11 protein-coding genes and 1 pseudogene are annotated in these 13,620 nt (G+C 56.8%); 7 read left to right on the forward strand and 5 right to left on the reverse strand.

Features of this window, described 5'->3' with window-relative positions:
• Nucleotides 1-92: 92 nt before the first annotated feature.
• The 5 genes and pseudogenes from ACEWZM_RS20145 to ACEWZM_RS20885 all read left to right on the forward strand — a co-directional run.
• Nucleotides 93-1,004, forward strand: coding sequence for a siderophore ABC transporter substrate-binding protein (locus ACEWZM_RS20145; protein WP_414008280.1), 912 nt, complete (start codon nt 93-95; stop codon nt 1,002-1,004).
• 64 nt (nt 1,005-1,068) lie between these two features.
• Nucleotides 1,069-1,983 (forward strand): ABC transporter permease, encoded by a 915-nt coding sequence (locus ACEWZM_RS20150; RefSeq protein WP_414008281.1) that lies wholly within the window; start codon nt 1,069-1,071, stop codon nt 1,981-1,983.
• A complete protein-coding gene (locus tag ACEWZM_RS20155; protein WP_414008282.1) occupies nt 1,976-2,920 on the forward strand; it encodes an iron chelate uptake ABC transporter family permease subunit in 945 nt (314 codons plus the stop codon). Before ACEWZM_RS20150 ends, ACEWZM_RS20155 begins: the two co-directional genes overlap by 8 nt.
• On the forward strand, nt 2,917-3,675 hold the full coding sequence (locus ACEWZM_RS20160) for an iron ABC transporter ATP-binding protein (protein ID WP_414008283.1): 759 nt from the start codon (nt 2,917-2,919) through the stop codon (nt 3,673-3,675). Before ACEWZM_RS20155 ends, ACEWZM_RS20160 begins: the two co-directional genes overlap by 4 nt.
• Before the next feature lie 319 nt (nt 3,676-3,994).
• Nucleotides 3,995-4,108, forward strand: a pseudogene (locus ACEWZM_RS20885) (IS6 family transposase); the annotation flags it as partial.
• Between the two features lie 104 nt (nt 4,109-4,212).
• Here the strand turns inward: ACEWZM_RS20885 and ACEWZM_RS20165 are convergent.
• Nucleotides 4,213-7,221: a Tn3 family transposase gene (locus ACEWZM_RS20165; RefSeq protein ID WP_414008284.1), complete on the reverse strand. Its 3,009-nt coding sequence runs from the start codon at nt 7,219-7,221 to the stop codon at nt 4,213-4,215.
• A 132-nt stretch (nt 7,222-7,353) separates the two neighbouring features.
• Between ACEWZM_RS20165 and ACEWZM_RS20170 the strand changes: the two genes are divergently transcribed.
• A complete protein-coding gene (locus tag ACEWZM_RS20170; RefSeq protein ID WP_414008285.1) occupies nt 7,354-7,929 on the forward strand; it encodes a recombinase family protein in 576 nt (191 codons plus the stop codon).
• 265 nt (nt 7,930-8,194) lie between these two features.
• Here ACEWZM_RS20170 and ACEWZM_RS20175 read toward each other — a convergent pair whose 3' ends face one another.
• Entirely contained in the window at nt 8,195-8,974 is a 780-nt protein-coding gene (locus ACEWZM_RS20175; RefSeq protein ID WP_414008286.1) for a HalD/BesD family halogenase, read from the reverse strand.
• A gap of 108 nt (nt 8,975-9,082) precedes the next feature.
• On the opposite strand from ACEWZM_RS20175, the gene ACEWZM_RS20180 reads away from it, so the two are divergent.
• Nucleotides 9,083-9,997: a LysR family transcriptional regulator gene (locus ACEWZM_RS20180; protein ID WP_414008287.1), complete on the forward strand. Its 915-nt coding sequence runs from the start codon at nt 9,083-9,085 to the stop codon at nt 9,995-9,997.
• A gap of 27 nt (nt 9,998-10,024) precedes the next feature.
• Here the strand turns inward: ACEWZM_RS20180 and ACEWZM_RS20185 are convergent, their stop codons facing one another.
• From ACEWZM_RS20185 to ACEWZM_RS20195, 3 genes are read right to left on the reverse strand one after another with little or no spacing between them, the layout of a single operon-like run.
• Nucleotides 10,025-10,516, reverse strand: coding sequence for a hypothetical protein (locus ACEWZM_RS20185; protein ID WP_414008288.1), 492 nt, complete (start codon nt 10,514-10,516; stop codon nt 10,025-10,027).
• Complete coding sequence (locus ACEWZM_RS20190) at nt 10,509-13,373, reverse strand: 2Fe-2S iron-sulfur cluster-binding protein (RefSeq protein WP_414008289.1); 2,865 nt, start codon at nt 13,371-13,373, stop codon at nt 10,509-10,511. Before ACEWZM_RS20190 ends, ACEWZM_RS20185 begins: the two co-directional genes overlap by 8 nt.
• Nucleotides 13,370-13,615: a sarcosine oxidase subunit delta gene (locus ACEWZM_RS20195; protein WP_414008290.1), complete on the reverse strand. Its 246-nt coding sequence runs from the start codon at nt 13,613-13,615 to the stop codon at nt 13,370-13,372. Before ACEWZM_RS20195 ends, ACEWZM_RS20190 begins: the two co-directional genes overlap by 4 nt.
• Nucleotides 13,616-13,620 lie beyond the last annotated feature (5 nt).

A 13,620-nucleotide genomic window follows, 5' to 3' on the forward strand; every position in this document is an offset into this window, starting at 1 on the left:
TCTGGACTTTTGCAATCGGGGTCGGTAAGCGTCCCTTGATTTTGAGCAAGCCTTCTACGCCAGCCAAATTCTATCTCTGTAAAGGACAGGAAATGGCGTATTTGAAGGTATTGCAGGGGGCCGCGTCGGCCTTTTTGGCTTTGGCCGGGGCTGTAGCGGCTGAGACAGTGATTGTTGAAACTGCACGAGGCAGCGTTGAGCTGTCCGAGCTTCCGCAGAAAATCGTGGTCTTGGACATCGCTGCAGTGGACACGATCGACGCGCTTGGCGCGCCGATCGCCGGAGTGCCCGCGAATATCTACGTTAGCTATTTGGACGACCTGCAGGATAAGGCGACTAGGGCCGGAACCCTGTTCGAGCCTGACTACGAAGCGATTGCCATACTCGCGCCAGATCTGATCGTGGCGGGCGGGCGTTCCTCCACTCAGGTGGAGCCGCTATCGGAAATTGCTCCGACCATCGACATGACGATCTGGGGTACGGATCTGGTGGAGCAGGCGCTGGCGCGGCTTCATGGGTATGGCAAGATTCTGGGGCGCGAGGCGCAGGCCGCAGAGCTTGCGACTGCGTTTGAGGCCAAGCTGTCCGGAACAAGATCCGCCGTGGCGGGGCGCGGTGATGCGCTTATCGTGATGACCAATGGGCCTCGGGTCTCGGCCTATGGGGCGCAGTCGCGGTTTGGCTGGTTGCATCAGGCGCTGGGGCTACCAGAGGCGGTACCGGATTTGGATGCGCAAACCCATGGTGAGGTGGTGTCGTTTGAATTCATCGCTGCTGCCGATCCCGATTGGCTGATCGTGGTGGACCGGGCGCTGGCGCTGGGGCAAAGCAACCAGGCGGCCGAGGTCACGCTGGACAACGCACTGGTTGCCGGTACCAAGGCTTGGCAGCAGGGGCAGGTGATCTATCTTAACCCGGCCAACATCTATGTTGCGGGTGGTGGCATTCAATCGATGACCGCCACGCTGCAAGAAATCCAGGCGGGGTTCGCGCCGGGTGGCTGATCACGCGGTCACTGGGTCTCGCCCGTTACGCAGGTGGCTATTGCCCGCAGCAGGTTCTGTAGGCTTGTTGGCGCTAGCTAGCCTGTTTGTGGGGGCCGGTCCTCTGTCGGTCACTGCGCTGGTGCATGATCCTCAGGCGTTGCAGGTGCTGATCATCAGCCGTATCCCGCGCACGGTGGCGGTGCTGCTGACCGGTGCCGGGCTGGCAGTGGCCGGGGTAATCATGCAGCTGTTGGTGCGCAATAAATTCGTCGAGCCGGGTACTACTGGCACCAACGAGGCGGCGATGCTGGGGCTCTTGGCGGTGACGCTACTTGCACCCGGCGCGTCGATCCTGGCCAAGATGCTGGGGGCCGCCGCCGCCGCACTGGTGGGCACAGGCATCTTTATGTTGTTGGCGCGGCGTATCCCCCCGCAACGGGTGCTGCTGATCCCGTTGGCCGGGCTGGTTTACGGCGGTCTTTTGATGGCCGCGGCTACTTTTGTTGCTATTGAAGCAGGCCTCTTGCAATACCTTGGCGTCTGGATGAGCGGCGAGTTCTCCGGAATTCTGGCGGGCCGTTATGAGCTGTTGTGGCTGGCTGGTGGGCTCGCACTGCTGAGCTATTTTGCTGCTGATCAGTTCACCATTGCTGGTTTGGGGCGGGATGTCAGCCTGAACCTCGGCCTGCGCTACGGACAGGTTCTGGGGTTTGGCATTGTCACCGTGTCGCTGGTGTCATCGCTGGTGATAGTGACCGTGGGCATGCTGCCTTTTGTCGGGCTGGTCGTCCCCAATCTGGTGTCCCGTCTTATGGGTGACAATCTTCGTGAAAGTCTGCCGGTGGTTGCTGCTGTCGGGGGCGGGTTACTGCTCCTATGCGATATTTTGGGGCGGCTGCTGCGCTATCCTTATGAGATCCCGGCGGGCACGGTGTTTGGTATCTTCGGAGCGCTGGTATTCTTATATTTTCTGTTGGGGAGGCGGGCCGGTGGCTGACCGGAGATTGATCGCCCTAGGTGGGCTGCTGGCGGCGGCGGTAGCGTTGTTCCTCTTCTGGGGCCTGCGGGGGCCAACCGCCTATATTCTGGAACTGCGGCTGGTCAAGCTAACGGCGCTACTCGCGGTAGGCGCTGCTGCCGGAGTCGCAACAGTTCTGTTCCAGACCATCAGCCAGAACCGCATCCTGACACCGTCGATCATGGGGTTTGATGCGCTATTCCTGCTGCTGCAAACCGGGCTGGTGGCAGGGGTCGGCGCTGCCGGTGCTAGCCGCATCAACGGCCTGCCCGGTTTTATGCTGGAAACTGCCGTGATGCTGGCGGCGGCACTGCTGCTGTTCACCACACTACTCGGGCGAACCCGCCATGACATCCAGTTGATGGTGTTGGCGGGGGTGGTGCTCGGGTTGATGTTCCGCACTCTTACCGCTTTCATCCAGCGACTGATGGATCCGTCGGAGTTCTCCATGGTCGAGGCGCGGATGTTTGCCCAGTTCAGCGGTATTGACCGTAGTGCGCTGGTGGCGGGGCTGGGTCTGCTGGCGCTTGCAGGCGTTTGGTTGGTGCGTAATCACCGGGTTCTTGATGTGGCCGCCCTGGGTCAGGCTCCGGCTCGGAGTTTGGGGGTTGCTTACGAAGGACTGCAGCTGCGGCTGCTGTGCCTAATTGCAGCGCTGGTCTCAGTTTCTACCGCACTGGTTGGGCCACTGGCCTTTCTGGGATTGTTGGTTGCCAGCCTGGCCCATAGCCTGATGAGGACCCACCGTCATGCGCTTTTGCTGCCTGCGTCGGCACTGATTGGCGCCCTTATCCTGGTGGCCGGTCAGACCGTATTTGAGCGTCTGCTGCAGCTGCAATCCACATTGTCGGTTGTCATCGAATTCTGCGGCGGCATGCTGTTTCTGTTCCTACTGGTGAAAGGCAAAATCCGGTGATCGAAATCTCAGGCCTCAGCTATGGTCCCGCGCTACAGCCCATCCTTCATGGTATTGATGCCACACTTCCGCCGGGGCGGATTACCGCATTGATCGGCCCCAACGGTGCCGGCAAGTCGACGCTGTTGAAATTGATTGCGCGCCAGCTGGCAGCCGGCAGCGGGAGTATCCGGCTGGATGGGTTGGATCTGGCGCAGGCTAACCCTGCGCAGCTTGCGCGCTGCATGGCTGTGGTTGCGCAGCATCTGGACGTCGCCAGCCGGGTCCGTGTCCGCGAGCTGATTGGCTTTGGTCGCTGGCCGCACAGCCAGGGGCGGTTGGGCCCAGAGGATCATGCTGCTGTGGAGAATGCCGTGGTGCTGTTTGGCCTTGATGGGTTGGAGCAGAGGTTCCTGGATGAACTGTCCGGCGGCCAGAGGCAGCGGGCTTTTATCGCAATGGCTTATGCTCAGGATACGGATTGGCTGCTGTTGGATGAACCGCTGAATAATCTGGACCTGCATCACGCACGCAATCTAATGGCACAGCTGCGCCATTTGGCCGAGACGCAGGACAAGGGTATCGTGATCGTGGTGCATGATTTGAACTATGCGATCAGCTGGTCTGATCACGTGGTGGCACTGCAGGACGGTCAAGTTGCCTTTCAGGGCCCGGTTGCAGAGGCCGCGACCGCAGAACGGTTGTCCGCGTTGTATCAAACACCGGTGGCGATCACTCATCTGGGCGGTAAGCCATTTGTGCAATACCACCGCTAGGCAGCATTAGCAGTATACGTATTGGTATTGAGGTGTCGTCTTGCCGTGTGGCGACGAATTATTTTGGGTTCATTTTGTTTTTTGGCCAATGGCGGTTTTGCTCACTGTGGTGGTTGCCCGGCATAGCCGATTTGGGTTGAAGGACGCCCTGATAGCTGCCGCTGGCATGAGAACGTTTGACCGAACGCCAATGATAAATACTCTGTTTGTTCTGACCATCTTGCCGCCAGTGGGACTGGCGGTTTGGATTATTCAATCCTGTCCGACTGGGACTGTTGCATTAATCGGGCTATTTGGCCACGTTCATGCTTTTGAGGTTTTGCACGCCCCTAGATCACCATTCAAGCATCATCGTTTTCCGCGAGAGATCATCCTTTGTGTTGTGCGGTGGTATCTACGTTTCCCGCTGTCTTATCAGGACGTTGTCGACTTGGGGTTCGTCCCAACAAAGGTACGAAACGCGACATAGGAATTGCGGCATAGCGTTGAGCCAGCTTGCTTTTCTTTGGTTTTGCGTGTCTCGTTTTCATGTCCTTTCTACGCCGCCTTTTTCGGGGGCAAGACACCGAGGGTATCGCGGAGTTTTTCTTCGGAGAAGTCGTATTCGCCGAGCATATTGATATGTGCCCATGACATTGGCGAGTGGGCTGCGATCAGACCCAGCAGGTTTTCCCGCGTCTCCGCATTCGGTGTCTTTTCGACCTGTCTTGCGAGATAGAGGTAGTTCCAGCAGATGATGGCATTCCGGATCAACCGGTTGCAGGCCTCTGCGATCTCCTGCTCTTCCTTTTCGGTCTGAGTGTATTCGCGCGGGTTTCCGACAGCAACGGCGCGGGTGAAGCGGTTGGCAAGCTCGACCTTATTGAGCTGCTTCTCAATGGCTTGCCGGAGCGCGAGATCGTCGATGTAGCGCAGTATGAAGAGGGATTTGATGATCTGCCCAAAGGCTTTGAGGGTCTGATACAGAGCGTGTTGTCTGGAATAGGAATTCAGCCGCCGGAAGATGTCGGAGGCGGTATTTTCCTTGAGCTTGATGGTGGCCACGAGGCGCAGCAAATCATCCCAGTTGTCACGGATCACGGCCTCGTTGATGGTCTTGTCGGGATGGATAACCCAACTGGGATCGGCCTGTTGTTTCGGCTTGAATATATGCAGGGTCTGTTTGCCAATCCCATTGATACGGGGGGCAAAGGAAAACCCCAATAGATGGGTCAGACCGAAGACGGCTTCTGTGTACCCATGGGTGTCCGTGGAATGGATGTCGCTTTTCACGACGTCGTTGTGCATGAGCCCGTCGATCACATAAGCGCTTTCCCGGTCAGCGGCGCTAATCATCAGGGAATGCCACAGAAAGTTGCGTTCATCGACGAAGGTATAGGCGCTGACACCCTGACCCTGCCCGAAGTATTTGAATGAGCGGCTGGCATGCAGACTGTCCCCGCGCACCTCGAACTTCTGGCCGTCGCTTGCGGTGTGGAGCTGATCCGGGGTCTGACGGTAGAGATTGGGTAATTCCATGCCATCCATGGCCCTGACCACGGCATCATTCGCTGCTCGGATGTTTTCCAGCGAGAAGCGCCAGTTTACGGTGTGATCCAGTTCGCTTTCGGTAACGCTGGACGATATCCGCGCCATTTTCCTCACACCGATCCCACAGCCCAATCCCATGATCCCGGCCAGCAGCGCGGGGTGTGATGTGGCCTGCCGCACATGAGTCTGCTGCCAATGTTCGAATGACCGCAGCATGTTGCAATGATTGTTGACGGTCTCCAGCACCTGAGCGAGGGCCACGTCGTGTCGTTGGGGGAAAAGATCGCCCAATGGTTCGGTATCGCGGGCATCAAGCGCCGGGGTGGCAATGTGGAATGTGCCATCCTTGCGCAACTTGAGATGGGGATTGCTCGCCGCGCGATCATTGGTCGTTCTGTACTGGGCCGTGAGAGCCGCATTCAGCCTCGCCAGAGCGGGGTCAGGATCAGCAAATTCCGTCAGACCAGCACGTTCCAGCAGCCGGGCTTTTTCCCGCTGCCAACGCATCTTGTCGATCAGGTAGGCATCCATGGGCCGGTATTTGTAAGATCGTTCGACATTTAGATCACCGGACTTGATGGCCGTGGTGACCGCCTGAAACAGGAACACCTTGTAGAGCGACACCCGGAAACTGCCATCATCTCTGACAAGCGCGGTCCGCTGTCCAGCATCGAGGAAGCCCACCGGCGCGTGGCTGGCAGACAACGCCCCATCGTTTCTGAAGTGATCAATTGCCTCCAGAAGGGCAATCGCCCGTTTATTTGGCATAAAACTGAGCGCACGTAGCAGGGGGCTGAGGCGATTTTGCAGCTTCACTGATCTGGCTTCCAGAATATCATGCCAACCGGCTTCACTGGCCGTTGCCGCCAGATCGTTCTTTAGTTGGTCAAAGTCGTCTGTATTGCTCTGATTGAGAAGGGTCTGTGTCGCCGTGACCTTTTGCGCATCTGACAGGTTGGCTGCGGCCATGACGCCACGGATATCACGCAGGACACCGAAAACGGATGTTTCCAGACCCTCGACGACAATGCCGATCTGCCGCTGCTGATCTTTGCGTTCCTGCACCAGTGTTTCCTGATAGTCCCGTGCCGCCGCAGACTTGAATGACGCCATGACGTTGAGCCAGAGATCGATCATGTTGTCCTGACAGCGATAGAATTGATGAGCGACAAAGGCGGCTGCATGAATGTGGCGGTCGTTACGCTCCCGGCGTTGCATCTGGAAGATTTCCGATCTCAGGACGCTGCCTGCAAAATACCGGATGCCTGCAGTGCCAAGATCAAGCTTTGAAAGCACGGCGTCCAGTTGAACATGCAACTTTGACAAGATCTCGAAATCGGCCACGGCCTCCTTGATCCGTGAAGGGCTGGTCGATTGCGAAAGCTTCTTCAGAAGGGTCAGACGATATCGGTTCTGATCCTCTGGAGCTGAGAACAGATCATCCAACAAGTGCCGCGCTTCGGCGGGCAGCTGACTATCCATCAAGGCAATCAGCTCCGCCTTACGGTCGTGCAGACCAGTACGGATCAGATCATTCAGCCGATAAGAAGATGGCACCTGCACGCGGTGCTGGATCAGGAAGTCCAGGCAGCGGTCGAAGATCAGACGCGGCTTGAGATGCATGCGCGCCATCGTGGCTATCTCAATGGCCAAGGCATCGCTCGCCGTTTCATCAAAGGGCGTGAACCCGTGGAAATCCAGAATGATCTTCTGATGCCGTTGCCGCGTGCGATCCGGGTACTGAATAGTTGATGGCAATGGATAACCAAGCTGGCTTGCCACATAGGCAAGATCGCGTTCCCGAAAATCCATGGGCGCAAAGAGCCGCCGCGTCGCACAAAAATATCCGCAACTCACCAAAAAACCGATCTGATGATCAGTATTGCGCATGCTCGCTGCAGTCGTCAGCAGAGACTTGGGAAAATCGAAGAGCTTCTTCCGGTCGCGATGATCAAATACAGGCGGCTTGTCGAACGCCTGCTGTTCGTTGGCTGTGAGGATGCGCATGCGTGCCATGACTGCTCTTGTGTCAGAGGTAACCGAAAGGTTCGATTGCGGACAGGGTTCCAAAACCTGTCCGTAAATTAACTTGCAATAATATAGGACACAGGTAGAGTTCCGTACAACCATTTCGTAACAAATCCACCCATGTCACGCACCTTCGCATACGCACGTGTCTCAACTTTCGATCAGACACCTGAAAATCAGATCAGAGAGATTAAGGCCGCCGGGTTCGCCATCGAACCCCATCGCATAATCATGGAGACCATCTCCGGTTCCATGGCAATTGCGCAGCGCCAGGGATTTTCCAAATTACTCGACAAAATGGAAAAGGGCGACGTTCTGATCGTCACCAAACTCGACAGGCTGGGTCGCGACGCCATGGATGTTAGTACCACCGTTGCTCGTCTGGAAAAAATCGGAATACGCGTTCATTGTTTGGCCCTGGGCGGGGTCGACCTCACCAGTTCCGCTGGGAAGATGACCATGAACGTCATCAACGCTGTCGCCCAATTCGAACGAGACCTTCTCATCGAGCGCACCCAATCCGGCCTCGCTCGCGCCAAAGCAGAAGGTAAGCCCCTAGGACGACCATCAGCCCTTTCCGAGGATCAGCAGGCCGAAGTGAAGCAAAAGCTGGAAAACGGCGAAACAATCTCAGCTATCGCGCGACAGTTCGAGACAAGCAGGCAGACAATCATCCGCGTCAGGGCGCGGCCCTAATCCTATGTCGCATTACGTACCTTTGTTGGGATAGACCCAACGTTGGTTCACGCGAGCGTCTTTTTGTTACTGAAACGGTTGTCAAAGAGTAACCGAGCGAGCAGTTGCATGCGATCGGCACATAGGCGGCAACGAAAATGGACATTCAAGCAAGCCGTCGCGCAGATCCGACAAGATCACATAGCAACCAATGCATCACGAGAGGATTTTGTCACACGCTGCCAAGCGCCCTTTGTTTTACCAAGTGGGTGAGGGTCATGCTCACTTAGCTTAAGCGCCCATAGAACGTCATCCGAGCAGCTTCAGAGAGTTCCACACCAGGCTCCGAGTTATAGGCCAAAACGGCCAGGATGCGTGTCAGGTCGCCTTCATTAGGAGCTACTCTGTGAATCGAGTTGCGACCACGGAAAAAAACCAAGGTCCCGGCATCGGCCTCCACTGTTTCCACCGGGGTTACTCCGTCGAGCACCATGTCGACCTTGTCAAAACCCATTTCACCTGAATCGGCATCGCGAACAGCATTGACATACTCGAACGTCCCACCCTTTTCCGGGGGTTGCACCATCAGCGTGATGGCAAAGGATGAATTGTCAAAGTGCCAACCAAGTTCTTCACCCTTTTCGGCAAAGTGCAGGTTGATGGACGACAGCGGGTCGGCATATTCATGCATCTCTTTCTCGCCAAGCACCTCACACAGGAAGTCACGGAAAACCGGGTCATTGTAGAGCGTGCGCAGAGGCGAGTTCTGCGGCATCAAATCATCGGTAATGCACCCTTTGGATGATGTGACAAGACGGTTGCGTGCGTGCTCATCGGGAAGGTCTTCATCCTGGTGGGTCAAGTAGACATTGTGCTGTTTTGTGGATTTGAACACCTTGCCCTTGTTGGCGAGCCCTTCATCGCGAACTGCTTCAATTGCGGCCGGCCGCACAAACCCCGGCATCACGAATACACCCGTTCTATCGAATTCTTCTTTGCTGGCGGTGCGAAAACCCGCGTCGGCTATAGGATAGGTTTTGAGATCGATAATGTCATGAAGTTCCATTGGGTTCTCCTGCGATCAAAGTGATGTCTGAGATTTTGTAGCGGGGCGCGAAAGAAAACAAAAACTGTTTTTTATTGCCTTTGCAGTGAAAAAAGTTATCCAAGTGCCATGGTCGAGATCACGCTCAAACAATGCCGTTACTTCAAAGCTGTAGCTCTAAAAGGGGGTATCGCACCGGCGGCGCAAGTCATCGGTATCTCACAGCCAGCTGTGGCCCAAGCCATCTCCAAACTGGAAGATCAAACAGGCCTTGTGCTGTTTCGGCGGCTTCACGCACGCGGAATGGAGCTGACTGCACAGGGCACCGAGTTCCTTCGGTATGCCGAACAGATGTTGGTTTATGCAAAGCAGATGGATGTTGCTGTTGCAGACATAGCTGCGCACAGAGTAGGGACGCTGCGTTTAGGGTGCTTTCAGTCGATTGCGCCATTCTATCTGGCACGAATTTTGAGGGAATACCGGGTGAAAAACCCGGGTGTTGTGCTTGATGTTCACGAACGATTGCAGGACGAGTTGCTCATCGCCCTGGATAGGAACGAGATTGATCTGGCGATTCTTTATGACCTTGGAATTGATGAGGCCCAATTCCACATGTGGCCACTCGCTAGGTCGTGCCCATATCTGATTGTGCCGCCGGACCACCGTCTGGCATCACGAAAAACTGTGTCTGTTGGCGAAATTGACGGTGAGGATTTTATACTTTTCGATGCCCCGCGAAGCCGAGAGTATTTTCTTGGTCTGTTCGCGAAATTCGATATTGAGCCAAAGGTTGCCTTCCGCTCATCCTCAATTGAATCAGTGCGATGTAATGTTGCGAACGGGCTTGGGATCTCGCTTTTGTCGATGAAGCCAGCCGAGAACACGACCTATGATGGCGGCCGGGTTGTACCGGTCCAACTCGACGACGCACTTCCACCGACGCATATTGTGATGGCCTCGAACAAAGAGGCCCCAAAGAATTCTCTGGTTGGTCCGTTTGTGACCTTTTGCCAGGATCTGTTTGGGAATTCTCTAAGCGACTAGGGTGGTTTTGCGAAGAAGCTTCATTCTTCAGTCCAAATGATCATGGAGCTCGCGGCGTTTGACAAGCGCACGCAAAAAATCTGCCAGCGATTGCGCTTGGCTGCGATCAATTGTAATATGAATATCCCGAGTGATATCCCACCACATCAGCACAGTAAATTGACCTAGCCCGCAGCGGACCGTTCCAGCCTGCCGGGCCGCGGCGGATTGCAGATCGGCGGTGCAATAGTCGGCGAGAAAGCGCAATGAGCCGTTGCCTCGCAAGCCCAACACGACAACCCCATGGCCAATATCCGTGCCTTTGGGGAGGCTGTCGGCGTGCTCGGAAACGTACCAAATGCGATCGGGCCAGTGACGCAGGCGGGTGACCGGGCCATCGCGCTGGCACTGTCCAAAAGCAGGTGAAGCGCTGCTGTCGGCTGTCTCACATATCTCTAGCACGTGTTCGAAAAGCTGCAGCCCCAGGCCAAACGGGCCGTTGGCATCGGTTGCAGGTGACCTGAGAGATCGATCATCCATGTAGGCGTTCTCCATCAGGGTCATAGAAATGTGGTGAGGTCACTTCGACCTCAGTCGAAACTCCAGCCACCGGAGACGTCACCCAAAGCCGTTCGCCGTACCGTGTGTGACCGCTATCAAGGTAAGCCAGTGCGATGTTATGACCTAGGGTGGGGCTGTTCACTGCGGCGGTCAGAAAACCCAAAATCGTTTGGACGCGCCCGGTCAGCGCCTTGGCGGTCAGATGACCACCCGGCGGGATAACCGCACCAAGTTCAATCGGTTTCAGCCCAACAAGTTGCGGCCGGTCTGGGGCTTGCAGGGCAGCGCGAGCGAGCAGCGCCTTGCCTAGAAAGTCCTTCTTCTTCGAAACCATGCGGCCAAGACCCAGATCGTCAGGCGTGCGGCGCCCGTCAATCTCTGTCCCAATAGACAGATGGCCCTTCTCGATACGCAGAACATCTAGCGCCTCGAGCCCATATGGGGTGATGCTCCATTTGGCGCCTTCGGTCATCACCCGGGCAAAGAGTGTTTCGGCAAACCCGGCAGGGACGTTCAATTCATAACTCAGTTCCCCAGAAAAGCTGACTGAGAAGGCACGTAGAGGCAGATCTCCGCCAAGCATGCTCTCACGTACCGAAGCAAAGGGAAAAGCCTGGGACGACGTTTCAAAGTCGGGGGAAAGCGCATTCAACAGATCGCGGGCCCGTGGCCCGGCAATAGCCAGTGAGGCCCATTGCGCGCTTACATCGGTTAAATGCACATTGAGTTCGGGCCAGTCGACCTGCACCAGTTTGCGCAGATGCCGCCAAACAGATCCGGCATTGGCCGTTGTCGCGGTGACTAAGAAATGATCAGGCGCGATACAAGAAATGGTGCCGTCATCGAAAACAATTCCGTCTTCGCGAAGCATCAGCCCATATCGCAGGCGACCTGGCTTGATCGCAGCAATCCCATTGCAGTAGACCCGCGACAGGAAGGTCAGTGCATCAGCACCGCGGACTTCGAACTTGCCCAGCGTCGACATATCGACGCAACCAAGGCTGCTCCGCACAGCGATGACCTCGCGCGCAACTGCGTCGGCCATGTTCTCGCCTGGTGATGCGAAATACCGGGAATAGAGCCAGTCGCCCGAGGTTTGGAAAACACAGTCTACAGTTTCGAAGGCCCGGTGAAACGGCGTACGCCGCGCGGGCACCATGTTCTGTCCGGTCTCGGCCCCCACCAGCGCGCCAATACTCACCGGAGAATAGGGTGGGCGAAATGTCGTATGGCCGATCTCGCAAGTGGCGCGACCGGTGATCTGAGCGACCTCTTCAATACCATTTGTCCAGCTAGTCTTGCCCTGGTCGGTACCCATGCCCAGCGTAGTGTAACGCTTGACCAATTCGACATCCTCGTACCCTTCACGTACAGCTTGGGCGATGTCGGCACGGGTCACGTCGTTTTGCAGGTCTGCAAAGGCTTTTCCCCTACCGGTAGCAAAGGATATTTGCTCAGGGGGTACCGGGTCTGAAAGGTTCGCTGGCATTGGTTTATGAATGTGCAATTCGCCCAATGCTTGCTGAGCTGCGGCACGTCCTTCTTCCCGAGCGGTTTCCGGTTCGAAGGTGCCTCGAGCACCGCCGATTGGTGTGACAATCGAATGGACGCCCTCAGGCACCAGCCCAAGCCTGTCACGCCAGACCAGTTTGCCGCCGGCATGCGAGAAAAGATGCGCCGCAGGTGCCCAGCCACCTGAGACACAGAGTAAGTCACAGGCCAGCGTTTCGCGCTGCCCGTTGGAGCGCTGCAAAACAATACCCGACAAGTGAGCGCGGCCCTTGGCCCGCAGCAGAGTATCTCCGTCCTCGACCGTCGAGGCGATGGCAATCTCGGCCTCCTGCAGCGCTCGCTTGGTTTCATTGAGTTCAGTCGGATTCGCGATGGCAAGAACGGCGCGGGTGCCCGGTCTGACGGCGTAGCGGTGGATGTAGCTGCGCACAGCCCCCGCGAGCAGGATGCCTGGGCGGTCATTGCCGGGAAAAACCAGCGGCTTTTCGATGGCACCGCTAGCAAGTAGGATACGGCGAGCGCGGATTTTCCACATGATCGCACGGGCGGGCGCATCGGGCCGGGTCTCTGTTACCAGAGCGAGCCCGTGATCGTAGATACCAAACGCCAGCGCGCCGGAAAGTAACCTTACATTCGAGATCGATCGCAGTTCTTTTTCAATGTCCTGAGATATTCCCTGCCCGATGCCGCCGGTTCTCAGATGGCTGCCGCCCAGTCGCGTATCTCGCTCGACAATCACCGTTGTCGCACCGGCACGTGCGGCGGTTATCGCTGCGGTCATGCCTGCGGGGCCGGTACCAATCACCAGGATATCGCAGTGCATTTGGCGCTTATCATAGGATGTACCGTCGAGGTTGGTGTCAACCACACCATGGCCTGCCATACGGCGGATGATACGTTCATAATGGCGGTGCCAGGCGTTGCGTGGCCACATGAAGGACTTGTAGTAGAATCCGGCCGACAGTAGCTGGGAGCCTGCCTGCAGTATCGACCCCAAATCGTGGCGCAGAGATGGCCAATGGTTTTGGCTAACAGCCTCGAGCCCTGCACGCAGCGGAACCTCGGTGGCCTTGAGGTTTGGGGTTGTGCCCCTCTCGTCGGTCACCGTTAGAAGGGCCGAAGGCTCTTCGAGCCCGTCGGACATGATGCCACGGGGCCGGTGGTATTTAATCGAGCGCGCCACGTGATGCACACCATTGGCCAACAGCGCCGAAGCAAGAGTGTCGCCCTCGTAGCCTTGGAATTTCGTGCCATTGAACCGAAATGGTAAGGGGCGGGAGCGGTCAATGAGGCCGCCCTGGGGCAGGCGGAAGCTTTGGGTCATGGCTCAGCCTCCGCCACGAATTCATGTGTGCGCTGATCGCGCCGCAAGGTGATCCAGCACTCGCATCCCGCTTCGTGGTACCAGAGCTCTTCACAGACCGCTTGCGCGCCGGGGCGTAGATGCACCGCCATGTGCCAGTGCGACGTAGAGCCGTCTAGCGCGGGCAGGGGGCTCCTTATCCCTCCATAGGAAAACTCGGATTGTTCACGCGGTCCGCAATGGGGGCAGTGGATCAACAACATCGCAA

Source organism: Phaeobacter cretensis, from assembly GCF_047372505.1.
Lineage (GTDB): Bacteria > Pseudomonadota > Alphaproteobacteria > Rhodobacterales > Rhodobacteraceae > Phaeobacter > Phaeobacter cretensis.